The sequence below is a fragment of the Nonomuraea sp. NPDC049309 genome (assembly GCF_043196965.1).
Taxonomy (GTDB): domain Bacteria; phylum Actinomycetota; class Actinomycetes; order Streptosporangiales; family Streptosporangiaceae; genus Nonomuraea; species Nonomuraea fastidiosa.
This window is the reverse complement of the sequence record NZ_JBICSH010000002.1, coordinates 1,292,646-1,316,410: the sequence shown is the minus strand read 5'-3', so window position 1 is coordinate 1,316,410 and position 23,765 is coordinate 1,292,646. Positions and strand designations below refer to the sequence as shown.

20 protein-coding genes are annotated in these 23,765 nt (G+C 73.1%); 14 read left to right on the top strand and 6 right to left on the bottom strand.

The features are described from left to right. Position 1: 1 nt before the first annotated feature. Positions 2-1,030, bottom strand: a complete 1,029-nt coding sequence (locus tag ACGFIM_RS20080) for a LacI family DNA-binding transcriptional regulator (RefSeq protein ID WP_393202273.1) — start codon at positions 1,028-1,030, stop codon at positions 2-4. A gap of 452 nt (positions 1,031-1,482) precedes the next feature. Then, positions 1,483-2,061, bottom strand: a complete 579-nt coding sequence (locus ACGFIM_RS20075) for a TetR/AcrR family transcriptional regulator (RefSeq protein WP_393202271.1) — start codon at positions 2,059-2,061, stop codon at positions 1,483-1,485. A gap of 255 nt (positions 2,062-2,316) precedes the next feature. On the opposite strand from ACGFIM_RS20075, the gene ACGFIM_RS20070 reads away from it, so the two are divergent. Both ACGFIM_RS20070 and ACGFIM_RS20065 read left to right on the top strand, forming a co-directional pair. Further along, on the top strand, positions 2,317-5,541 hold the full coding sequence (locus tag ACGFIM_RS20070; protein WP_393202269.1) for a BTAD domain-containing putative transcriptional regulator: 3,225 nt from the start codon (positions 2,317-2,319) through the stop codon (positions 5,539-5,541). A gap of 111 nt (positions 5,542-5,652) precedes the next feature. Further along, positions 5,653-6,810: an FAD-dependent monooxygenase gene (locus tag ACGFIM_RS20065; RefSeq protein ID WP_393202267.1), complete on the top strand. Its 1,158-nt coding sequence runs from the start codon at positions 5,653-5,655 to the stop codon at positions 6,808-6,810. 335 nt (positions 6,811-7,145) lie between these two features. Here ACGFIM_RS20065 and ACGFIM_RS20060 read toward each other — a convergent pair whose 3' ends face one another. Then, positions 7,146-7,964 carry an SAM-dependent methyltransferase gene (locus ACGFIM_RS20060; RefSeq protein WP_393202265.1) on the bottom strand — a complete coding sequence of 273 codons (819 nt, stop codon included), beginning with the start codon at positions 7,962-7,964 and terminating at the stop codon, positions 7,146-7,148. 217 nt (positions 7,965-8,181) lie between these two features. Between ACGFIM_RS20060 and ACGFIM_RS20055 the strand changes: the two genes are divergently transcribed. Beyond that, the gene (locus ACGFIM_RS20055) at positions 8,182-8,367 is read left to right on the top strand and encodes a hypothetical protein (protein ID WP_393202263.1); all 186 of its coding nucleotides are present in this window, start codon (positions 8,182-8,184) and stop codon (positions 8,365-8,367) included. 29 nt (positions 8,368-8,396) lie between these two features. Here the strand turns inward: ACGFIM_RS20055 and ACGFIM_RS20050 are convergent, their stop codons facing one another. Both ACGFIM_RS20050 and ACGFIM_RS20045 read right to left on the bottom strand, forming a co-directional pair. Next, entirely contained in the window at positions 8,397-9,194 is a 798-nt protein-coding gene (locus ACGFIM_RS20050; RefSeq protein WP_393202261.1) for an N-acetylmuramoyl-L-alanine amidase, read from the bottom strand. A gap of 38 nt (positions 9,195-9,232) precedes the next feature. Next, complete coding sequence (locus ACGFIM_RS20045; RefSeq protein WP_393202259.1) at positions 9,233-10,927, bottom strand: carbamoyltransferase C-terminal domain-containing protein; 1,695 nt, start codon at positions 10,925-10,927, stop codon at positions 9,233-9,235. Between the two features lie 460 nt (positions 10,928-11,387). Here ACGFIM_RS20045 and ACGFIM_RS20040 point away from each other — a divergent pair, with 460 nt between their 5' ends. From ACGFIM_RS20040 to ACGFIM_RS19990, 11 genes are all read left to right on the top strand, one after another. Next, on the top strand, positions 11,388-12,233 hold the full coding sequence (locus tag ACGFIM_RS20040) for an SGNH/GDSL hydrolase family protein (RefSeq protein ID WP_393202257.1): 846 nt from the start codon (positions 11,388-11,390) through the stop codon (positions 12,231-12,233). A gap of 288 nt (positions 12,234-12,521) precedes the next feature. After that, positions 12,522-15,053, top strand: a complete 2,532-nt coding sequence (locus tag ACGFIM_RS20035) for a glycoside hydrolase family 9 protein (protein ID WP_393202255.1) — start codon at positions 12,522-12,524, stop codon at positions 15,051-15,053. Positions 15,054-15,658: 605 nt separating this feature from the next. Next, complete coding sequence (locus ACGFIM_RS20030; RefSeq protein WP_393202253.1) at positions 15,659-16,078, top strand: hypothetical protein; 420 nt, start codon at positions 15,659-15,661, stop codon at positions 16,076-16,078. Between the two features lie 38 nt (positions 16,079-16,116). After that, a complete protein-coding gene (locus ACGFIM_RS20025; RefSeq protein WP_393202252.1) occupies positions 16,117-17,067 on the top strand; it encodes an ABC transporter substrate-binding protein in 951 nt (316 codons plus the stop codon). 91 nt (positions 17,068-17,158) lie between these two features. Further along, the gene (locus ACGFIM_RS20020; protein ID WP_393202250.1) at positions 17,159-17,788 is read left to right on the top strand and encodes a TetR/AcrR family transcriptional regulator; all 630 of its coding nucleotides are present in this window, start codon (positions 17,159-17,161) and stop codon (positions 17,786-17,788) included. Further along, entirely contained in the window at positions 17,785-19,116 is a 1,332-nt protein-coding gene (locus ACGFIM_RS20015) for an MFS transporter (protein ID WP_393202248.1), read from the top strand. The genes ACGFIM_RS20020 and ACGFIM_RS20015 overlap by 4 nt, the downstream gene beginning before the upstream one ends. Beyond that, positions 19,113-20,702 (top strand): pyridoxal phosphate-dependent decarboxylase family protein, encoded by a 1,590-nt coding sequence (locus ACGFIM_RS20010; protein ID WP_393202246.1) that lies wholly within the window; start codon positions 19,113-19,115, stop codon positions 20,700-20,702. The genes ACGFIM_RS20015 and ACGFIM_RS20010 overlap by 4 nt, the downstream gene beginning before the upstream one ends. A gap of 132 nt (positions 20,703-20,834) precedes the next feature. Further along, positions 20,835-21,221, top strand: coding sequence for a YbaB/EbfC family nucleoid-associated protein (locus ACGFIM_RS20005; protein WP_393202244.1), 387 nt, complete (start codon positions 20,835-20,837; stop codon positions 21,219-21,221). Continuing rightward, a complete protein-coding gene (locus tag ACGFIM_RS20000; protein WP_393202242.1) occupies positions 21,218-21,550 on the top strand; it encodes a hypothetical protein in 333 nt (110 codons plus the stop codon). Before ACGFIM_RS20005 ends, ACGFIM_RS20000 begins: the two co-directional genes overlap by 4 nt. After that, positions 21,547-22,035 (top strand): hypothetical protein, encoded by a 489-nt coding sequence (locus ACGFIM_RS19995; protein WP_393202240.1) that lies wholly within the window; start codon positions 21,547-21,549, stop codon positions 22,033-22,035. The genes ACGFIM_RS20000 and ACGFIM_RS19995 overlap by 4 nt, the downstream gene beginning before the upstream one ends. Beyond that, positions 22,032-22,589, top strand: a complete 558-nt coding sequence (locus ACGFIM_RS19990; RefSeq protein WP_393202238.1) for a hypothetical protein — start codon at positions 22,032-22,034, stop codon at positions 22,587-22,589. The genes ACGFIM_RS19995 and ACGFIM_RS19990 overlap by 4 nt, the downstream gene beginning before the upstream one ends. Before the next feature lie 48 nt (positions 22,590-22,637). On the opposite strand, the gene ACGFIM_RS19985 is transcribed toward ACGFIM_RS19990, so the two are convergent. Next, entirely contained in the window at positions 22,638-23,723 is a 1,086-nt protein-coding gene (locus ACGFIM_RS19985) for a sensor histidine kinase (RefSeq protein ID WP_393202236.1), read from the bottom strand. Positions 23,724-23,765: the final 42 nt, after the last annotated feature.

Genomic DNA, 23,765 nt, shown 5'->3' with positions numbered 1-23,765 from the left:
CTCAGGCGGGCTGCTCGCCGGCCGTGCTCTCGCGGACGATCAGGCGGTGGGGGACCACGATCTCGGATGGGGTGGCGGTCGTGTCGGTGGCGGTGATGGTGTCGAGCAGCGTGTCCACGGCCTTCCTGGCCAGCTCGGCCTTGTCGGGGGCGACGGTGGTGAGGCTGGGCGTGCTGTACTGGCCCTCCTCGATGTCGTCGATGCCGGCCACGGCCACGTCGTCGGGCACCCGGCGGCCCGCCCTGGTCAGCGCGCGGATGGCGCCCAGGGCGAGCAGGTCGTTGTAGCAGAAGACGGCGTCGGGCGGCTCGGGCAGGGCGAGCAGCCGCTCCATGGCCTCGGCGCCGAGCCGGCGGTGGAAGTGGGGCGTCGAGATGATCAGGCTCTCGTCGATCTCCATGCCGGCGCGGGTGAGCGCCTGACGGTAGCCGGCGGTGCGGAGCTGGGCGGTCTCGCCGGTCGCGTACGGCTGGTCGCCGATGGCGGCGATGCGGCGGCGGCCGATGTCGATGAGGTGGGCGGTGGCCTCGCGGGCGGCGGCGACGTTGTCGATGGCGACGTGGGGCAGGCTGCCGTTGAAGATGTGCTCGCCGAGCAGCACGATCGGCACCTTGTTGGGCCGTCCGCGCAGCTCTTCGGCGGTGATGGAGATGGGGCTGAGCAGCAGGCCGTCGAAGAGCGTGGCGCGCGAGTCGCGGCCGAGCAGCTCGCGCTCCCTGTCGGCGTCGCCGTCGGTCTGGTCGATCATGACGACGTAGCCGCGGGCGCGGGCGGCGGTGATGACCTCGCGGGCCAGCTCCGCGAAGTACGGCGCGTCGAGCTCGGGCACGACGAGCGCGATCATCCCGGTGCGGCCCTGTTTGAGGTTGCGGGCGATGAGGTTGGGCCGGTAGCCGAGCTCGTCGAGTGCGGCTTGTACGCGTGCCCGCAGCTCGTCGGAGACCGGCGCGTAGCCGTTCACCACGTTGGAGACGGTGCGAATGGAGACGTTCGCCAGCTTGGCGACGTCGCGCAGTGTTGGCCCGGCCATGCGTCTCCTATACCTCCAGCGCTCCTGCTCTGGGTAGATCCTAGCTCCGGCCTTGCATCGTTGCAGACGCATATGCATTACGTCTGCAACGATGCAGAGCCCTCACACCCCCCTTCCCCGTCCGGCTAGGAGTCGAAGATGCGCCCATCCCCCATAGGTCGCCGCGGTCTTCTCAAAGGAGCCCTGGGCATCGGGGCCCTCGCCGCCGCCGGCTCGCCGGCCGCCTGCGCCGCCCCCGGCGGTCAGCGGCACCGACGTGCCCGACGGCGGCTTCTGAGACGACGCCGACGCCCGCCGATCCAGGCGCGGCCGGGCCGTGGATCGAGGCCAAGCCGTTCCTGCTCAGCGGCCCCGCCTCGGCGGCACCGGCCGGCCAGGTGCTCTACTGACCCCGTGACCTCGCCGGGCCCGTCCTCTCCCGGCGGGGCCCCGCTTGTTCACAGGGGCGGGGCTCACTCGAAGGGACGGGCCATCTGGTCGAGCGTCTCGCCGATGATCTCGCGCAACGTGCGGGTCTCGTCCTCTTCCGTCCACTGGTGGGACGCAAGCCGCAGCGCCACCAGGAACGCCGCGGCCAGCACCCGAGGCGGCACGCCGGCCTTCCTGTCCGAAACGGCCTCGACGAGGTCCCGTTCAAGCTCGGCGTGGTTGGCGAGCTGCCGGGCCAGCAGCGACGGATGCCTCTTGGCGAGCCGGGTGCGCACCGCCCACTCGCGCTGCGGCTCGCCCATCTCGTCCTGCAGCTCATCGACCGAGACGCGCAACGCCTCCCAGGCGCTCAGCTCGGGCGGCTGCGCGCGCACCCGCTCGACCAGCGCTCTGATCCGCTGCTCCTCGCCGTAGAGCAGCGCGTCCTCCTTGCTGGAGAAGTAGTTGGAGAACGTGCGCCGCGAGATGTTGGCGGCGTCGGCGATGGACTCGACGGTGACCGCGTCGAGACCATGCTCGACCACCAGCCGCAGCGCCGCCTCGTGCACGGCCTGGCGGGTCTCGGCCTTCTTGCGTTCGCGCAGCCCGGGCGTGGCGTCCATAGTGTGGTCAGCCTACCGGGGGGCGTGCGAGCCCCGGCTGCGGACAGGGCTCGCACAAGATCATTCTGCCCCAAAAGGATCTTGTACCGCACACCGCCCCCGCCCACACGGACCCGGACCGAGAGGTACGGGACACACGACCCCGCTCCCGCGACCTCCAAGATCCGAGGCGCGGGAAGCGAAGAGCGGGCCCTTGACGGCAAAAGCTGAGGAACAATCGGGAGAGTGCAGTTTCGCGTTCTTGGTCCGCTGGACGTGCGGACCGACGCCGGCGAGCCCGTCTCCGTCGGCGGCCCCCGCCCGCGTGCGCTGCTCGCGATGCTGCTGCTCGACGCCGGACACCTGGTCAGCCTCGACCGCCTCATCGACGGCCAGTACGGCGACCGGCCACCGTCCGAGGCGGCCAACGCCGTACAGGCGCAGGTGTCCCGGCTGCGGCGGCACCTGCCGAGCGGGCTGATCGAGTCCCACGGGTCCGGCTACCGCCTCGCCGTCGACCGGGACGACGTGGACCTCCACCGCTTCGAACGCCTCGCCCGCGACGGCCGCGCCCTGCTCGCCGCCGGACGGCACGCCGCCGCCGCGACCGTGCTCCGCGAGGCGCTCGACCTGTGGCGCGGACCGGCGTTCGCCGACGTCGCCGACGCGCCCTTCGCCGCCCCGCAGGCGCTCCGGCTCGACGAGCTGCGCCTGGCCGCCACCGAGGACCTGTACGAGGCCGAGCTGTCGCTCCCCGGCACCGCCCCGCCCGTGGCCGGGCTGCGCGACCTGCTGTCCGCCCACCCGTTCCGCGAGCGCACGCGCGGCCTCCTCATGCGCGCCCTGCACGCGGCCGGCCGGCAGGCGGAGGCACTGGCCGTGTACGACGAGGGCCGCCGCCTGCTCGCCGACGAGCTGGGCGCCGACCCGTCCCCCGAGCTCGCCGCCCTCCACCTGGAGATCCTGCGCGGCCCCCAGGAACGCACCTCCCTGACCGGCCCGCCGGCCCAGCTCACCAGCTTCGTCGGCCGCGAGGACGAGCTCGCCCACCTCGCGTCACTCCGCGACGCCCGCCTGATCACCATCGTCGGCCCCGGCGGCACCGGCAAGACCCGCCTGGCCATCGAACACGCCCTCCGCACCGACACCGACACCCCCACCGCCTTCACCGACCTGACCCTCGTCGACCCCACCCCGCCCGCCGACCGAAGCGGCGAGGGCGCGGTGGCGCGGGTGGTGTGGCAGGCGCTCGGCCTGCGGGAACCGGCGCTCCGCCCGCCGGGCCCCGGCGCGACCGACCCCGTGCGGCGGCTCGTCTCCGCGCTGGCCGAGCAGGAACTCCTGCTCATCCTGGACAACTGCGAACACGTCATCGACGAGACCGCGACCCTCGTACGCCGCCTGCTCTCCGCCTGCCCCGGCCTGCGGATCCTCGCCACCAGCCGGGAACCGCTCGGGCTCACCGGCGAGCACCTCGTCCCGCTCACCCCGCTCCCCGTCCCGCCGCCCGGCGCGGAACCGCCGCAGGACCCGCTGGCGTACCCGGCCGTCCGCCTGTTCGCCGAGCGAGCAGCTGCGGTGCGGCCCGGCTTCGCCGGCACCTCGATGCCCCGCACCCGCACGCCCGGGAACCCCGCCACGCTGGAGCTGGACGCCGGCACCCTCGCCGACATCTCGCGGATCTGCGCCGACCTCGACGGGTTGCCGCTGGCGATCGAGCTGGCGGCGGCGCGGGTGCGGACGTTCCGGGTGGCGGAGATCGCCGAGCGGCTGGCCGAGCACGGCAGGTTCAGCCTGCTGTCGCGCGGCGACCGTACGGCGGCGGCCCGGCACCGGACGTTGCGCGCGGTCGTGGAGTGGAGCTGGAGCCTGCTCGACCCGGACGAGCAGGCCCTGGCCCGCCGCCTGGCCGTCTTCACCGGAGGCGCGACGCTGGAGGCGGTCGAGCGCGTCTGCGCCCCCGACCGGCCGGACGAAGGGGCGGAAGTGCTGGCGGGGCTGGTGGACAAGTCGCTGGTGGAGACCGACGGCGAGCGGTACCAGATGCTCGACACCATCCGCCTGTTCTGCCTCGAACGCCTGGCGGCGGCCGGAGAGGAGGCGGCGACACGGCGGGCGCACGCGGCCTGGTTCCTGGAGTTCGCGGCGCGGGCCGACGACCACCTCTACCGGAAGGAGCAGCTCGACTGGCTGGCCCGGCTGTCGGCCGACGACGCCAACCTGCGGGCGGCCCTGCGGTGGAGCGCCGAACACGACCCGGCGACGGGACTGCGGCTGACGGCGGCGCTGGCCATGTACTGGTGGCTGAGCGGGCGGCGGGGCCAGGCGGCACCGTACGCCGCCCGCCTGCTCGACCGCGTCGGCACCGAGCCGCCCGCCGGGCTGGCGGAGGAGTACGTGATGACCGTGCTGCACGCCGTGCCCGAGCCGGGCTCGCCGCACTGGCGGCAGGCCAGGGAGATCGTCACGTCGCTGGGACGGCCGATGCGCCACCGGTTCGGCGTGGCGCTGTGGAGCATGATCGCGGGACCGCCCGGCGAGGCCGAGGATGAGCGCGGACGGCGCGAGACGCTCAGCCGGGACCCGTGGAGCCGGGCCCTCGGCGACCTCGGCACCGCGCTGCTGAAGGTGCTCGACGGCGCGCCCGCGGAGGCCGAACCCGAGCTGGACCGCGTACGCGCCGCCTTCGCCCGGCTCGGCGAGCGCTGGGGCACGGCGCAGGCGCTCGACTGGCTCGCCGTGATCGCGAGCTGGCGCGGCGACTGGGCGCGGGCCCGGCGGCTGTGGCGGGAGGCGCTGGAGCTGCTGGAGGAGCTGGGCGCGCTCGACGAGCTGGCCGACGTGCTGATCCGGCGGGCCGCCGCGCTGTGGCGGGCCGGTGACGCCGCGGCCGCCCGCGCCGACTGCGCGCGGGTCGCCGAGCTGGAACGCCGGCTCGGACGTCCCGAGCTGACCGCCTCGTCGCGGCTCCAGCTCGGGGAGATCGCCCGGCACGAAGGCGACCTGGACGAGGCGGAGCGGCTGCTGGCGGAGGCGCTGGCCGGGTCGGAGAGCGGGGCGTTCACCTCGGCGGGCACGCGCTCGCACGCGCTCACGGCGCTCGGCCGGCTGGCCGAAGCGCGCGGCGACGCCGAACGAGCGGCCGGCCTGCACGCCGAGGCCCTGGCCGCCGCGCTCGGCTCTCCCATGGCCGCCGACCTGGCCGACGCCGCCGAGGGCCTGGCCGGGCTCAGGATCACCGGCTCACCCGGCGTCGGCTCGGTGCGGGACGGCTCCGGCGGCAAGGACGGCGCTGAGGAGGCGGCGTGGCTGCTCGGGATGGCGGTGGCGCTGCGGGGCACGGCGGTGGCCGGCGATCGGGACGTGGCGCGTACCGCGGCGGCGGCCACCGCGATCCTGGGCGCCGAGGGGTTCGCCGCCGCGTACGCCAGAGGCGCCGCCATGAGCAAGGACGACGCCCTGTCCGCACTCAGGCCGTCCGTGCTCGGGGACGGGCGCTGACGCGGCCAGGAGAACGGCCGTCCACGCACGAGCACGAGCGCTGACAGCCCGGGAAGCGGCTGTCAGGCGATCGTCGCCCGGCTGTCAGCGGCGTCCCCGACGCTGACGGACATGAAGAACACCACCGTCCTCATCTCCGGCGCGAGCATCGCCGGACCCGCACTCGCACACTGGCTCATCCGCTACGGCTTCGCCGTCACCGTCGTCGAGCGCGCCCCGTCGCTCCGCCTGGGCGGCCAGGCCGTCGACTTCAAGGGCGAGACCCACCGTACGGTGCTGAGCCGCATGGGCATCCTGGACGACGTGCGCCGCCACCAGACCGGCGGCAGCGACCAGGAGATCGTGGACGCGGCGGGCCGCACGCTCGCGGTCATCCCCGGCGAGTTCAGCGGCGGCGACATCGAGATCGCCCGTGGCGAGCTGTCCCGCCTGCTGTACGAGCGCACCGCCCCCGCCTGCGAGTACGTCTTCGGCGACTCGATCACCTCGCTCACCGAGACCAAGGAAGGCGTGCACGTCACCTTCGAACGCTCCGCGCCCCGCACCTTCGACCTGGTGGTGGGCGCGGACGGCATCCACTCGAACGTGCGCAGGCTGGTGTTCGGGCCGGAGGAGCGGTTCGTCCGCTTCCTCGGTCACTACTACGCGCTGGTGGAGGCCGGCCTGGACTTCGGCGAGCCGGGCAAGATGTACAACGAGCCGGGCCGCATGGTGGCGGTGGGCGGGACGAAGGCGCCGGCGTTCTTCGTCTTCGCCTCGGAGCCGCTGCAGTACGACCGTTACGACGTGGAGCAGCAGAAGAAGCTGCTGGACCGCGCGTACGCCGGGATGGGCTGGCGGGTTCCCGAGATCATGGACGCGGTGCGCGGCGCGCGCGAGGTCTACTTCGACTCGATCAGCCAGGTCAGGATCGACCGCTACAGCCAGGGCCGGGTGGTGCTGCTGGGCGACGCGGCCTACGGCAACACCCTGGGCGGCTTCGGCACCGGGCTGGCCGTGGTGGGGGCGTACGTGCTGGCGGGCGAGCTGGCCGCGGCGGGCGGCGATCACCGGGTGGCCTTCGCGGAGTACGAGCGGCAGTTCCGCCCCTACGCCAAGATCGCGAAGAACGGCAATGCCGGGGCGTTCCTCGCGCCCGGCAGCCGGGCCAGGATGCGCATGCGCAACTGGACCTTCAAGTACGGCTTCCTGCTCGGCCTGATGCTGAAGCTGACCGACAAGTTCGCCACCGACATCGAACTGAAGACCTACCCCCCGACCGCCGCGTAAGGACCTCTCGGGAGAACCTCCCGAGAGGCGGGGCGAGGGCCCCTGGGGAGAAACCCCGGAAGGCGGAGCGCGGGCGAGGGTCCCTCCGGGAGAGGAACCCCGGGAGACGGGCGAGGGTTTCAGGGGCGAAAACCCCAGATGGCGGGTGGAGACCCCCGGGCGATAGACCCGCGAGATGTGTGAGGGCTCTTCGGGCGGAGAGCCCTGCGGGGCGGGGTGAAGCGGCCGCGGGCGAAACGCGAAGGCGGGCGCACGGGGCGTAGGCGGAGACCGGCGAGGCGGGTGGCGGGGGCCGTAGGCGGACGTCCGCGGGAAGCCGGTGCGAGACCCGCGGGTCAGGCGGGGACGCGGCCTACCGCGCCGTCGATGCGGAGGCGGGGCGGCGCGTCGAGCAGCGGGATGCGGGTGTCGTCGGGGCCGATGTGCCAGTCCTGCACGGGCACGAGCCCGGGACCGATCAGCTCGAACCCCTCGAACAGCGCCAGCACCTCCTCGCGGCTGCGGAACCTGGACTGCACGGGCGATCCCGCCGCACCGGCCTGAAGCTGGGCGATGGCCGCGGGGTCGCTCTCGGCCATGGCGTGGGAGATCACCAGGTGGCTGCCCGGCGCCATGCGCTTCCTGAACGCGGCCACGATGCCGGCCGGGTCCTCCTCGTCCATGACGAAGTGCAGCACGCCGACCATGAGCACGCACACCGGCTGGTCGAAGTCGATGAGGCCGGTGACGTGGGGGTCGCCGAGGATGTCGCCGGGGCGGCGCAGGTCGGCCTGGATGCCGGCGACGCCGGGCGAGTCGGCGAGCAGCACCTGCGCGTGCAGGCGCACGACGGGGTCGTAGTCGACGTAGATCACCCGGCAGGCGGGGTGCACCGAGCGTGCGGTCTCGTGGATGCTGGGCGAGGTCGGGATGCCGGTGCCGAGGTCGATGTACTGGCGGATGCCCTGCTCGGCGAGGTGCCTGACCACCTCGACCTGGAACTGCCTGTTGGCCCTGGCGACCAGGCGGCTGTCGGGTGCGACCTTGAGGAGGCGTTCGGCCATCGCGCGGTCCACCGCGAGGTTGTCCTTGCCGCCGAGCAGGTAATCGTAGACGCGCGCGGAGCTGGGGACGTTGGGATCGACGCCGGGGGGTACCCGCTCAAGCTCGGTCACGGGGCCGTCTCCTTCGCCACGGGCAGCTTGGCCGTCATATTACTCGGCAGTCGGCTTTCATACCCGGCGTGTGCCGACCTCAGGCGTGAAGGTACTGTCCTCGGCGTACACAATTACCACCTCATGGCCGATGCGCTGCGGGCATGAGCCTGTGCATCCTGGTGGGGACGGGTCCGGTGCGAGGGCTCGTTCCGGACCTGAGAGGAGTCGCGAGGGCATGGACAACGCGACAGGCCGCCCGACCGTGATCTTGGACAACGGCGTCGTCGGCAGGGTGGTGCTGACGCATCCGTCGCAGCGCGACCTCGTGCTCGTGCTCGCCATGGACGGCACCTTGCTGAGCTGCCGGCTGGAGGACATCGCCTGCGTGCTGGGCGGCGACCCGCTGTGCCGCGACGGCTGAGCACCCGCAGGTGACGCCGCCCGGCCCGGTCAGCCCTTCAGGAAGCGTTCGATGCCGTCCGCCATCGCGGTGGCCATGCGCTGGCGGAACGCGGGATCGGACATCTTGGCGGCGTCGCCCTTGTTGCGCATGTTGCCGCATTCGATGAAGATCGCCGGCCGCTTCGACAGGTTGAGCCCGCCGAGGTCGGTGCGGGTCTGCAGGCCGTCGCGCGCGGTGTAGTCGGCGTACGGCATGCCGGTGCCCTCGCGGTAGGCGTCGCGGACGTCGCGGCCGAGCCTGCGGGACGGCTTGACGATGGCGTCGTTGTGGCCCTTGAGGAGCCCCGGCATGATCACGTGGAAGCCGTGGCCGCTCGGCGCGGCGCCGTCGCCGTGGATGGACAGCACCGCGTCGGCCTTGGCCTTGTTGCCGATGGCGGCCCGCTCGGTGACGCAGGGGCCGACGCCCTTGTCGTTCGGCCGGGTGAGCACGACCTTGGCGCCCTTGCGCTCCAGGATCGGCCGGAGCCGGGTGGCGACGTCCCAGGTGAAGGCGTGTTCCTGGTAGCCGGCGGCGGTCTGGGTGCCGGTGGTGTTGCAGGGCTTGCGCCCGGTGATGATGTCGACCTGCCGGTTGATCTCCTCGGGGTGCGAGGCGTTGCCGCCGTTGTGTCCGGGGTCGATCACCACGACCTTGCCGGCCAGCGGGCCGGGCGTTCCCGTGGCGGTGGGCGAGGCGGCCACAGGGGCCTCGCGTACGGCGGGCGCCGCCTCGTCGCCGCCGCATCCGGCGACCAGGCCAGCCGGCGCCACCAGCGTGACCAGCAGGGCGGTGCGGGCGCGCATGCCGAGGACCGTACCGGGGCACTTCGCGACGCGCGCGTTCATCGCTCACCGCCCGGCAGCTTCGGCTCGTCGTGCCTGCGGATGACGTACGGCGGCAGCGCGAGCGCGTGCAGCCCGGTCGTCCGCAGCGCCTCGATCGAGTGCTCCGGCGTCTCGGTCAGCGGCTCTCCCCGGCCGTGCAGCGACGTGTTGATCAGCACCGGTACGCCGGTGAGCGCGTTCCACTCGGTCAGCAGGGCGTGCAGGAAAGGGGTGGTCCGCCGCTCCACCGTCTGCGGGCGCGCGGTGCCGTCCACGTGGGTGATGCCGGGCAGCCGGTCGCGGTAGCCGGGGCGTACGGGGACGACGTACTGGCCGAACGGCGACGGGCGGTCCACCTCGAAGACGCGCCCGGCGTGCTCGGCCGGCACCAGCGAGGCCAGCGGGCGGAACCATTCGCGGCCCTTGACCTCGAAGTTGATGTAGTCCTGCATGAGCGGGTTGCGCGGGTCGGCGAGGACGCTGCGGTGGCCGAGCGCTCGCGGTCCTGACTCGCTGCGTCCCTGGTGCAGGCCGACCACCCGGCCGCTGGCGAGCAGCCCGGCCACCTCGGCGGCCAGGTCGGCGGGGCGCTCGGCGTACAGGTCTGCGGGCAGGCCGCGTACGGCCGCCTCGATCGCGCTGTCGTCCTGGTCGGGGCCGAGGAAGTCGTCTTCCCAGCGGAACCCGCTCTCGACGCCCAGGTGCTCGATCAGCCCGTACAGGGCGCAGCCGATCGCGGTGCCGCCGGTGTGCGGGCTCGGCGGGATGAACACCTCGCGGAACGGCGACTCGCGGAGGATTCTGGCGTTGGCCGCGCAGTTGAGCGCCGTGCCGCCCGCGTAGGCCAGGGCGTCCAGGCCGGTCCTGTCGTGCAGCCAGGCGGCCAGGCGGAGCAGCGCCCGCTCGAAGGCGCGCTGGCCGGCGGCGGCCAGGTTCGCGGCGCGGCGGAACTCCTCGCCGCCCGGCTCGTAGACGTAGGCGTCGCGCTGGGCGAACAGCTCGATCCAGGCGGGCGGGATGTGCACCTCGTGGCCGCGTACGTCGAGGTCGGGCAGGCCGAGCGCGTCGGGGTCGCCGAACGCGGCAAGCCCGGCGACCTTGTCCCTATCGCCCTCCTCGCCCCATCTCTCAGGCCAGATCATCGCGGTCAGCAGCGCGTAGAAGCTCCCGAGCCCGGCCGGTCGCTCCCAGTCGCCGTCCCAGAGCTGCTTGGCCAGGCACTCCACGCGTCCGCGCGCGCACCGGTAGAAGGAGGCGACCTCCATCGGCTCGCCGCCGGTGCCGGGCGGCAGCTCGACCTGTTCGGTGAGGTCTTTGACGTGGCTGCCCTGCGTGCTGATCACCAGCCCGGCCGCCTCCTCGAACGGCGAGGGGTGGAACGCGCTGTAGATGTGCGACAGGTGGTGCGAGACCAGCACGACCTGGCCGCCGTCCTTGAGTCCGAGCGTCTCGCGCACCTCCTGCTGGTACGCGACCGCGTGCTCGATCTCGGTGTCCGACGAGTAGCCCTCGACCACGAGGTCCACCGGCTCCTTGAGCAGGGGCATGGCGGGCAGGTAGCGGTCGGACAGGTCGCCGAGCCGGCCCCAGTGGTGCTTCCTGCGGCTGATCCGTTCCTTTTGCAGGCTGTACATGCCCGACTCGCCGAGGGCGACGGCGATGGAACCATCCTGGGTGCGATTTATCCCGACAACAATGGGGAAATCCGCCATCTCGCTGCCTCCTGATCGTGATCTCGGGCACCGATACCCCAGGCCAGAACAAGTGGATCTCCCAAGCACGTAAGGGGCACGTCAGCTCTCGGCGTCCGACGCTCTGCCCGGCCGGCCCGGTCACGGACGGTGATGCTCAGGGCGTCCAGGTGCCCGAACGCAGGCAGCGGCGCCGGGTGCTGACCGGCCACCGACCCGCGCAACCGCGACCTGTACGCGCGCCACGGCTACCAGGTGCGCGAGCCGTTCGCGCTGCCGGACGGCGCGCTGTTCTGGCCGATGTGGCGCCCCGGCACGCACTGACCCATACCGCCTCAGCATCGCTTCCTCCGCGCGGTTCACAGACCGGCGGCCATGGCTCATCGTGTGGGTGATCGCCCACGCCACCGGCCGACACCCCGGCCGGTCGTGGCCGCCCGCCCCCCAACACCTGCCGGAGGGAGTCTTCATGGTCCGACGGATGCTCGTCGTGTTAGGCGCGGCCTTACTCGTGCTCGGCCTCGCACCGCCCGCGCAGGCCGCCCAGGGAGAGGTGTACGTCGCGCTCGGCGACTCGGCCGCCGCAGGCCCGCTCATCCCGAACCAGATCGGCCCTCACTACGGCTGCTGGCGCTCCGACCACAACTACGCCCACCTGACCGCCCAGGCCATCGGCGCGCGCGAGCTGCGCGACGCGACCTGCTCGGGCGCCAAGACCGGCGACCTGTACGAGTCCCAGAGCACCGACCTCGGTGACGTGCCGCCCCAGTTCGACGCGCTCGGCCAGGACACGACGCTGGTCACGCTGCAGATCGGCGCCAACGACCTCGGACTGACCGACTTCATCGAGGACTGCCTCAACCTGCTGCCCCCGCCCGTCGGCGACGCCTGCAACGACGACTACCAGGTGAACGGCCAGGACAAGTGGCGTGTGGAGACCGACGCGTTACGCCCGCGGCTGCTCAGCGTCATCTCCGACATCCGCTCCCGCGCTCCGCAGGCGCGGATTTTCGTGGTCGGGTACGCCACGTACGCGCCGCCGAACGGCTGCTACCCGCGCGTCCCCATCATCCCCGCCGACGCCGACTACATCCGGGCCACGCTGATGTATTTCAACCGGATGCTCGCCGAGCAGGCCGCCGCGGCCGGCGCCGGCTTCATCGACCTGCAGACCCCGAGCGCCGACCACTCGCCGTGCGCCTCGTCGAGCCGGCGGTGGATCGAGCCGTACGTGCCGGCCTCCCCCGCCGCGCCCTTCCACCCGAACGCACGCGGCATGCGGAACTTCGCCACCATCGTCACCGACGCCGTCACCTCGGACCTGTGACGCCACCCGCCGGCCCTGCACCCGTCTCGGCTGCGGGGCCGGCGGGCCGGCGACACGGACGGCGCCGGGAGTGACGCGGAAGGCGGCGGACCCGGACCGGCGTGAGGCCGGGGGCCGCTGGGCCGGACGCGCGGCGATGAAAGTTTCATCGTCTTGCCACCGGCGCAGCGTGGGCCCGGCCGTGGCGCGCCGCCCGGCCGGACACCGGGCCGTTGACGGCGCATCGGGGGTTGAGGAGGATCGGGGCGTTCCGTTGGGAGCGCTCCCAAATCAAGCAGAAGGACCTCCATGACCCGACGCCGAGCAGCCTTACTGGCCCTCCTCACCACCTTCGCGTTATCCGCCGTCCCCGCCACCGCCCACGCGGCCGACGAGGGGCCCGAGCAGATCGTGAACGGCACCTTCGACGACGGCACCGCCCCCTGGTGGGGCACCGAGAACGTCACGCTCGCCGTGGACGACGGCCGGCTGTGCGCCGACATCCCCGGCGGCACCGCGAACCCCTGGGACGTCATCATCGGCCAGAACGACATCCCGCTCGTGGCCGGCGAGACCTACGCCTTCCGCTTCTCCGGCTCCGGCACCCCCGCCAAGGTCGGCAAGGCGCTCATCCAGCTCCCGGTGGACCCCTGGACGCAGTACTTCGCGGCCAACCCCGAGTTCGGCGTCTCGGGCAACGAATACTCCTACACGTTCACCGCCCCCGTGTCGCTGCCGGACGCCCAGGTCGTCTTCCAGCTGGGCGGCAGCGCCGAGCCCTGGAGGTTCTGCATGGACGACGTGTCGCTGCGCGGCGGCGCGGAGCCCGAGGAGTACGTGCCGGACACCGGCCCACGGGTCCGCGTCAACATGGTCGGCTATCTGCCCGACGGCCCGAAGAAGGCGACGCTGGTCACGTCCGAGACCCAGCCCCTGGAGTGGGAGCTGAAGAACGACGACGGCAGGACCGTGGCCCGCGGCAGGACCGTCCCCAGGGGTGAGGACGCAAGCTCGGGCCAGAACGTGCACACCCTCGACTTCGGCGCCTACCGCAAAGAGGGCACCGGCTACACGCTGAGCGCGGACGGCGAGACCAGCCGCCCGTTCGACATCAAGAAGGACCTGTACGACGAGCTGCGGACGGACGCGCTGAAGTTCTACTACCCGCAGCGCAGCGGCATCGAGATCCTCGACAGCCTCAGGCCCGGCTACGGCCGCCCGGCCGGTCACGTGGGCGTCGCCCCGAACCAGGGTGACATGGAGGTGCCGTGCCAGCCCGGCGTCTGCGACTACACGCTGAACGTCAAGGGCGGCTGGTACGACGCCGGCGACCACGGCAAGTACGTCGTCAACGGCGGCATCTCGGTGCACCAGCTCATGTCCGCGTACGAGCGGAACAAGGCCGCCTTCACCGACGGCCAGCTCGAGATCCCGGAGAGCGGCAACGGCCGCCCGGACATCCTCGACGAGGCCCGCTGGGAGCTGGAGTTCCTGCTGAGCATGCAGGTGCCGGACGGTAAGCCGTTCGCGGGCATGGCGCACCACAAGATCCACGACCGGGAGTGGACGGGCCTGCCGCTGCTGCCGCACCTCGACCCGCAGCCGCGCGAGCTGCACCCGCCGTCCACCGCGGCCACGCTCAACCTGGCCGCGACGGCGGCGCAGGCGGCCCGGCTGTTCGCGCCGTACGACGCGGAGTTCGCAGAGAAAAGCCTGACGGCGGCGCGCAAGGCGTGGGCGGCCGCCAAGGCGAACCCGGACACGTACGCCGACCCCGACGACGGCGTCGGCGGCGGCGCGTACAACGACGACGACGTGACCGACGAGTTCTACTGGGCGGCGGCGGAGCTGTTCATCACGACCGGCGAGAAGGAGTTCCAGGACTTCGTGCTCGCCTCGCCGCACCACACCGGCGACATCTGGCGCGACCGGGGCTTCGACTGGGGCAACACCGCCCAGCTCGGCCGCCTGGAGCTGGCGACCGTGCCGAACGCGCTGCCCGACCGCGAGCGGGTGCGGCAGTCGGTGGTCGAAGGCGCGGAGAAGTACCTGGCGATCCAGCGGGCGCACCCGTACGGCATCCCGTACGACGTGCCCGACTACGACTGGGGCTCCAACAACCTGATCCTGAACAACCTGGTCGTGCTGGCCACCGCGTACGACCTGACGGGCGAGGAGAAGTACCGGGCCGCGGTGCGCGAGGGCATGGACTACATCCTCGGCCGCAACGCGCTCAACCAGTCGTACGTGACCGGCTACGGCGAGGTGGCCTCCAAGAACCAGCACAGCCGCTGGTACGCCCGCCAGCTCAACCCCGACCTGCCCCATCCGCCGCGCGGCACGCTCGCGGGCGGGCCCAATTCCTCCATCCAGGACCCGATCGCGCAGCGCCTGCTGAAGGGCTGCAAGCCGCAGTTCTGCTACATCGACGACATCGAGTCGTGGTCGACGAACGAGCTGACCATCAACTGGAACTCGCCGCTCGCCTGGGTCTCGGCGTTCCTGGCCGACAGGGGCGAGCGCTCGGACTGCCGGGTGCGCTACTCGGCGCACGGCGCCTGGCCGGGCGGGTTCACCGCGCAGATCGTGATCGAGAACGCCGGCAAGAAGGCAGTGGACGGCTGGGAGCTGCGCTGGTCGTTCCTGGCGGGGCAGCGGGTCGGGCACGCCTGGGGCGCGGCGATCTCGCAGTCCGGGTCGGTGGTGACGGCCAGGAGCACGGACTGGAACGGCCGGCTCAAGCCGGGCGACGTGGCGACGTTCGGCTTCAACGGCACCAACCCGTCGGAGCCCAACCCGGCGCCCGAAGTCTTCCACCTGAACGGCGCCCGCTGCCGATGAGACCGAAACTCGCTGCCGAATCGCCCGGATTCTGGTAGTTACGTCCTGGAACGGCAGGAAGACCACTACGCTGCCGGACGGAGCCGGAACCGGCCGCCCCACGACCGGACCGGCTTCGTCGTCCCGCCCTTCCACCCGCGCCCGCGCAGGGCGCGGAGGCGCCGCGCCCGCCGTCCAGCGGGCGGTGGCGCCGCGGAGGAGACGGGAACGGGCCCTGGCGGCGCCGGAACGTCTCGGCCCCGGTCACCGGGACGGGTGCCCCGGCACCCGACCGGCCGTCCGGGGGCGAGGCCCCGGTGCACGGCCATCGCCAGGGCCCTCTCCTCCTCTCCCGGCCGGACGCGGCCCGCGCCGCCTCCCCGACCGGCCACGAGCCGGCCCACGCCACCACAACCCCCGCGAACCGCCGCACCCCTCCCCGACCGGCCACGAGCCGACCCACACCACCAGCCCCGCAGACCACCCCGCGACCGCCGCGCCGCCTCCCCGACCGGCCACGAGCCGATCCACACCATCACACCCCAACGCCGCAAACCGCCCCTGGACCGCCGCATTCTCGCCGAGAGGCCGTGAGCCGTTTCCGGTCCGGATACGTGGAGGAGGGCATGACGTTGTGGCGAATCGTGTTCCTTTCCCTGCTCTCCCTGCTCCCCAGCACGTCCCTGCCACCCGCCCAGGCGACACCGCCGGGCAAGCGGGTGCTGGTGGAGCTGCGCAAGGAGGGGGGCTTCGCGGGCCTGCGGGATCGCGTGACCGTGCACGCCGACGGGTGCGCGCGTTTCGACCGGCGCTCGGGGCGGGCGGCGAGCGCCTGCCTGACCGCCGGTGAGCTGCGCCGGCTGCGGACCCACCTGCGCGCGCTGCGCCTCGGCGCGCCTGAGCCGAAGCCGCAGGGGTTCGATTTCATCACGTACACGCTGGCGTACGAGGGCCGGCGGGTCAGCCGCTACACGCTCACGCCGACGTGGCGGCCGGTCGTGACCGACCTGGAGCGGGCGCTGGAGAAGTACGGGAAGCCCAGGTGAGCGGGTCTGAGGCGGGCGGTCGCGGGCAGGGGGACGGCGTGCTGAGGATCGGGGCGCCGCTCTCGCTGTCCGGCCGGTACGCCCGGTTCGGCGAGCAGGCCGCGCGCGGGCTCGCCGCCTGGCGCTCGCTCGCGGACGGCGCCGAGCTGGTGGTCGAGGACGACCGCAGCGACCCGGACACGCTGGAGCGGGTGCTGCGCGACCTGGCGGGCCGCTGCGACCTGCTGCTCGGGCCGTACTCGGCGGGCCTGGCACGCCGGGCCGGGCGGGTGGCCGTGGACGAGGGGCTGCTGCTGTGGAACCACGGCGGTTCCGGCGGCCCGGCCTTTCCCGGCCACGTGGTGCCGGTGCTCACCCCGGCGTACCGGTACGCCGAGCCGTTCGTCCGGCACCTGGTGCGCAGCGGCGACCTCCGGCCGCTGTGGATCGTCCACGGCAAGGGCCGCTTCGCCCGGGAGGTGGCGCTCGGCGCGCAGTTGCAGGCGCAGGTGTCGGGGCTGGCGGTGACCGCGCGGCGGCCGCGCGAGCCGTCGTGGCACCTGTTCAGCGCAGGCTCGTTCGAAGAGGACGTCGCCGCGGTGACGGGGATCGAGGTGCCGGGCGCGGTGTGCGCGGTGGCGGCGGGGGTGCGGGCGTTCGGCGGCGCCGTGCCGGATCCGCGCGGCGTCTACGGCGTCGCCCAGTGGTTCCCGGGCAACGGGCCCGATCCGGCGATCGGCTGCGGCGAGCGGGAGTTCATCGCCGCGTACGGCGCGCCGCCCGATTACCCCGCCGTCCAGGCCGCCGCGGCGGCGATCATCGCGGTGCACTGCGCCGAGCTGGCGGGCGGCACCGGGCGCGAGGAGCTCTGGCAGGCCGCCGCCGGGCTGCGCACCACCACCTTGTACGGGGCGTTCGCCCTCGACCCCGGCACCGGCATGCAGATCGGCCACCGCACGGTGCTCACCCGCTGGGAGCCGGACGGCCCGGTGAGCTTCGCGCGCGGATGAATCTCCCAGAGCCGGTAAAGCATCCAAAGTCGCTGTAAAGCTCTCCATCAAGTGATTGACCGGCAGGTGGCGGCGCAACTAGCGTCGCCCTATGACTCCCGCCGAGAGCACCCAGGCCGACCTCATACTCAAGGTCGCCACCCAGCTCTTCGCGGCGCTCGGCTACGACGGCACCTCAACCCGCCAGATCGCCGAGGCCGCCGGGCTGAACATCGCCACCGTCAACTACCACGTGGGCGGCAAACGGGAGCTGTATCTCGCGGTCATGGAGCGGGCCCACCAGGCGGAGAAGGCGGCGCTGGAACGCGCGCTCGACCGCCTGCCCGGCGACGACCCGGTGGCCGCGCTGCACCGGGTCGCCGACGACTACCTCGACTTCTGCGTCGACCACCCCGAGGTGCCCGCCCTGTGGATGCACCGCTGGCTCTCCGACGCGGGCGACATCACCCAGCTCGAACGCCAATACGTCAAGCCGCTCATGGAAGCGGTGACCGCGGCGCTGCGGCCCGCCGTCGAGTCGGGGCTGATCTCCCCAGAGGCCGACGTGGAGTACACCGTCTGGACCGTCATCTGGGCCGTGCACGGCTTCGCCAAGGGCGGCGTGCTCGACGCGGACGGCCGCCGCAGGGCGGCGGGCGACCGGGCGGCGTTGCGCCGCTTCCGCGCGCACCTGCACCGCGTCGTGCACCGCACGCTCGGCCTGCCCGGCGATCCCCGGTGACCGCCCGCGGTGCGGTCGCGCTCGGGCGCGGCCGGTTGCTCGGCTACGGCATCGGCTCGGTCGGCACCGGCGTGTTCTCCGCCGTCCCCGGGCTGCTGCTGCTCTACTACCTGACCGACATGCTGGGCGTCCCGGCGGCCGTGGCCGGGGCCGTGCTGGTCGCGCCCAAGATCTGGGACGTGCTGCTGAACCCGCTGGTCGGCGCCGCGAGCGACCGCGAGGCCGTGCGGACCGGCCGCAGGACGCGGCTGCTGATGGCCGGTGCGGTGACGCTGCCGGTGGCGTTCGCGCTGATGTTCAGCGTGCCCGGCGACGTGCCGGGTGCGGCCTGGTCGGGGGCGGCGTTCCTGCTCGCGGCCACCGCGTTCGCCTGCTTCCAGGTCCCGTATGTCGCCCTGCCCGCCGAGATGTCGCCCGACCAGGGCGAGCGGACCAGGATCATGTCCTGGCGGGTGGTCTGCCTGACGGTCGGCATCCTGGTCGCGGGCGGCCTGGCCCCTGCCCTGGTGGACGCGGCGGGCGGCGGCAGGCCCGGCTACGCGGTGATGGGCGTGACGATCGGCGCGATCATGGCCGCTGCGCTGATCGCCGCGGCGCTCGCCACCCGGTGGGTGCCGTCCCTGCCGGGGCAGCACCAGCTCGGACCCGTGGCCGCCTTCCGGCTGGCCAGGGGCAACCGGCCGTTCTTCGTGCTGCTGGCCGCTTTCGTGACGCAGGCGCTGGCGGTGGCGGTGATGCTGGCGGGCGCGCCGTACGTGGCGGCGTACCGGCTCGGCGACGACGGGCTGACCTCGGTGATGTTCGTCTGCCTCGTCGGGCCGAGCATGCTCGCCGTACCCGTCTGGGCCAGGCTGGCGCGCGACCACGGGCCGGTGCGCTGCTACCTCGCCGCGTCCGCCGGTTTCTGCGCGATCGCAGTGGCGCTGATCCCGGCCATCGCGGCGGGCGGCCTGATCCCCACGCTGGCGCTGACCGCGCTGGCCGGCGCCTGCTACGCGGCGCTGCAGCTCCTGCCGCTGTCGCTGCTGCCCGACACCGTGCACGCCGACGCGGCGCGCACCGGGCAGGCGCAGGCGGGGGCGTTCACCGGGCTGTGGACGGCCGGCGAGACGGCGGGCCTGGCGCTCGGCCCCGGCCTGTACGCGCTGGTGCTGGCCGCCTCCGGGTTCGTCTCGTCCGCGACGGAGTCGCCGGTCGCGCAACCGGCGGGCGCGCTGACCGGGCTGCTGCTCGGCTTCACCGCGCTGCCCGCCCTGCTCATGCTGATCAGCCTGCCGTTCATCCTCCGATACGGCACGCTCGCACTCACGAGGAAGGAGGCCGCGTGAACCTGCCCCCGGCCGGACGATCGACCGAGGACCTGCTGGCGGAGATCGCCCGGCTCAAGGAGCACGACCTGCCGGTACGCGGCGGCCAGGTGACCGCCTACGTCTACGACACCGGGCGGGCCGCCGTGCACGACGCCGCGACCCGGGCCTACCTGGAGATGCTGGAGGTCAACTGCCTCGACCCGACCGCGTTCCCCAGCGTGATCGCGATGGAGCGGCAGGTCGTCGGCGCGGTCTCCGACCTGCTCGGCGGCGGTCACGGGATCTTCACCAGCGGCGGCACCGAGTCGATCATGCTGGCCGTCAAAGCCGCCCGCGACTTCGCCGCCGCCCAAGACCGCGCCACCGCGGACAGCACCACCATGGACAGCACCACCATGGACAGGGCCGCCATGGACAGGGCCGCCATGGACAGGGCCACCATGGACAGCACCGCCATGGACAGGGCCACCGCAGACGGGGCCACCGCGGACGGGGCCGCGCGGCGCCTCGCCCCGGGCGAGCGGCCGAACCTGGTGCTGCCCGTCACCGCGCACCCCGCTTTCCACAAGGCCGCCCACTACCTGGGCGTCGAGGTGAAGCCGGTGCCGGTGGACCTGGAGACGTACAAGGTGCGGCCCGGCGACGTGGCGGCCGCGATCGACGAGCGCACGATCCTGGTCGTCGTCTCCGCCCCGTCCTACCCGCAGGGCGTGATCGACCCGGTCGAGGAGGTCGCGGCGCTGGCCGCGCGCGCCGGGGTGCCGTGCCACGTGGACGCGTGCGTGGGCGGGTGGCTGCTGCCCTGGTTACGCGAGGCGGGCGCGCCGGTGCCGCCGTTCGACCTGTCGGTGCCGGGCGTGACGTCGCTCTCCTGCGACCTGCACAAGTTCGGCTACGCACCGAAGGGCGCGTCGGTGCTGCTGTTCGCCGATCCGGCGATGCGCCGCAAGGCGTACTTCGCGTCCGCGGACTGGCCCGGATACACGATCATCAACGCGACCGTGCAGAGCTCGCGCTCGGCCGGGCCGCTCGGCGGCGCGTGGGCCACGCTGCAGGCGCTGGGCCGCGAGGGCTACCTGGAGCTGGGCCGGGCCACGTGGGAGGCGACCCGCAGGCTGCGCGACGGCCTGGCCGAGATCCCCGGGCTGCGGGTGCTGGGCGAGCCGGAGTCGTCGCTGGTGGCCTTCACGGGCGAGGACGTGGACGTGTTCGTGCTCGCCGACGAGGCGCGCTCGCGCGGCTGGTTCCTGCAGCCGCAGCTGTCGTACGCGGGCATCCCCGCGAACCTGCACGTCACGGTCACCGGCGTGACGCTGGCCGGGGTGGACGCCATGCTGAAGGTGATCGCCGAGTCGGCGCGGGCCGCCCGCGAGCGCGGACCCGTCGTGCTGCCCGACGGGCTGGTGGAGCTGGTCGCCGGGCTGGATCTGGAGGCCATCGACGACGCCGCGTTCGCCGAGCTGAGCGCCTCCGTCGGCGTGGACCTGCGGCCGGGCTCAGGGCAGCCGGAGATGGCCATGGTGAACGCCGTGCTGGACGCGCTGCCGCCCGCGTCGAGGGAGGCGGTGCTGGTGCGCTTCCTGTCGGTCATCTACGGCGGCTGACTCTGCGCGCGCCCCGGGCTCTACATGAATAAACGCTATATGTCCTGTTAGTTCCTGATATATAGAGTTGCACGAGAGACGGGGGAGCGTGAGGACATGCCAGAGGCAGCGGGGGCGGAGAGCCTCGATCAGATGATCTCGCAGGCTCTGCGCACGCTCGCCACCGTACGCTCCACGGGCGTCACCACCGACGGACCGCCCCTCCAGGGCGAGGGACGGGCCGCCGGGGGGAAGGTGAGCGCCACGGTCTCGGCCGGCGGGCGGCTCACGGCCCTGTCCGTCGACCCGCGCGTGATGCGCGAAGGCTCCGAGGCCATGTGCGCTGAGATCATCACCGCGGTCAACGCCGCCGTGGACGAGCTGCGCGCGAAGGCGGAGGAGCGCGCCGCGGCGGTCACCGCCGGCAGCGAGGAGATCTCGGCGACACTGCTGGGGCTGCAGCAGGAGTCGGTACGCCAGATGGAGCGCTTCACCCAATCGCTCAACGACGTGGTCGCGCGCTTCGAGAGGCGGACATGACGCTCGGCGACGGGGTGGAGCGTCACTCCCCCAGTCTGCAGTCCGCCGCCTCCCGGCTGCAGGAGGCCACGGAGCAGCTGTTCGAGCACTGGACGGCGCTGACGAAGGCGATCGACGGGCTGGGCCCGATGGTCGGTGAGGACGTCATCAGCCAGCTCATCGGCGGCTCGCTCCAGGGCATCAGAGAGGCCGCCCAGGAGACCATCCAGACGGTGCTGGACGGCTACTCCGGCCACGGGGCGGCCGCGCTCCGGATCGACGGCAACATCGCCGACGTGGAGAAGGCCGGTGAGGAGCGCGCCGCGGCACTCCGCGAGATGCTGTCATGAGCGTGGAACTGCCCGGATGGGCCGCCTCGCTCCTTGAGGATCTCGGCTACTGGTGGACGCAGGCGGACGAGGACCTGCTCGCCCGGGCCGGCGACATCGTGGCCGCCGCCGAGCCGCTGCTCGACGCCGTACGCGACCTGGCCGGCGAAGGCGCCACCCCGGTCTGGATGAACAACGCGGGCCAGAGCATCGAGGCGTTCCGCGAGTCATGGCAGCACGGTGACGGGCCGCAGGCGGTGCTGTCGGACGCCACCAGCGGCATGCTCGCCGTCGGCGGCGGGCTGTTCGTCTCGGCCGCGCTCGTGCTCTTCCTCAAGGTGAACGTGCTGATCCAGCTCGCGGCGCTGGCCACCGCCATCTATCAGGCGGCGGCGACCGCCGGTGTGACCCTCGGGGGCTCCCTTCTGGAGATCCCGGTCTTCAAGGAGATCACCGCACGGCTGATCGGCATGATCATCAACATGGCGGTGAGCATCCTCCTTTGAGCAAGGCGAACGGCGGCGGACTCTTCGCCAGGATGGCGCTGCACCTGTTCAGAAGGGCGGGCACCCCCGGTCACACCTCTCTGGGGCTCGGAGCGCGGCTGCACGGGCGTCCCGACCCGTTGCGCGCCGCGGCCGACAGGAACGTCGACGTCCGCTCGATCACCCCGAAGCCGGTGTGGCGTACCGACCGGCTCATCCTCCGCCGGGCCGACGACCGTCACCCCGATGAGATCTTCAGGGACGGCTTCCATCCGCGCGACGTCACCAACACGGACCTGGAGTCGCACCTGCGCTTCGAACCGTCGGCGTTCGTCAGCACGACGCGCCTGGACAACCCGATGGACATCTTCCCCACCCGCTATCTCTACGACGTGGACGCGCCCGGCGGCATCGACATTCCCGAGACGATGGGCAGCGCCCTGCGCACCGGGCACCAGCGCGAGGTGGCCTTCCCTGGGGGCGTCGAGGCCCGCTTCATCAAAGGCGCGAAGCCGTACGACCCGGAGACCGGCGAGTTCGGCGAGTACATCCTCAACCCTGGTTACCGGCCCTGAGCCGCAGGCGTCGCAGGTCAGGGCGTGCGTGTCTGCGGGCGGCCGCCGTCAGATGGGGAAGCTCGCCTCGACGCACCGGCCGCCGTCGGGCAGCGGGCCGGACTCCAGCGTGCCGCCCGCCAGCTCCACCTGGCGCCGCAGGTCGAGCAGGTCCATGGCGGAGGCGCCGGTGAAGTACGGCGGTCCCGCGCCGGGGCGGCCGCAGGTGTGGCGGACGCACACGCGTACGGTGCCGGGCAGCCACCGGACGAGCACCCGTGCGCCCGACCCCGGCGCGTGCTTGCGCGCGTGCGCCAGCGCGGTCTCCACCACCACGTACGCCGTCCGCCCCACCTGGCCGGGCACCGGCGCGGGCTCGCCGTCCACCGACAGCTCGACCGGCAGGCCGTCCCTCGCCGCGTCGATGACCAGGGGCCGCAGGTCGGGCAGCGGCAGCCCGAGGTCGAAGCCCTCGCCGGTGCCGCGCCGTAACAGCGCGACCATGTGGCGCAGCTCGTCCAGCGTCTCCGTACCGGTCGCCCTGATCTCCTCGGCCGCCGCCCTGGCCCGCTCGTCACCGGTGCTCATCGCGAGCACGCCGGCCTGGAGCACCATGCGGCTGACCCGGTGGGTGACGACGTCGTGCAGCTCGCCGGCCAGCCGTTCGCGTTCGATGCGCTGCTCGCGCTCGGCCAGCTCGGCGCGCAGGCGCTCTCTGACGCGGACGTAGCGGCCGTACATGACGGACAGGGCCAGCGCGGCCTCGGTGCGGCCGGCCAGCGGGAGCCGGTCGGGCAGCGCGAACGCGCTGAGCGCCAGCACGGCCAGCGGCAGCCAGCGGACGGGCGTGCGGGCGCCGGACGCGAAGGCCATCACGCCGTACGCGGCGAACGGGCCAGCGGGCGGCCAGATCGGGGCGCCGGGAACGGGGGGCGGCACGGCCGAGGGGAAGAGCGCCGACAGGACGGGCAGCGCGACCGCCGTGCCCGCGCAGATCCAGGCCACGACGAGCGGCGCGCGGCGCAGCCACAGCACCGGCACCGCCGCCGCGAGCAGGATCGCGAGGACCGCGCCCCGGTGGCCGGTCGCGAGGGTCAAGCCGGCCGCGACCAGGACCGCGAGGGCGTCGATCGGTCGCGGGCGGGCACCGTCCACCGCTTCATCGTACGATCACCCGCCGTGCCTGCCCACCCCCGT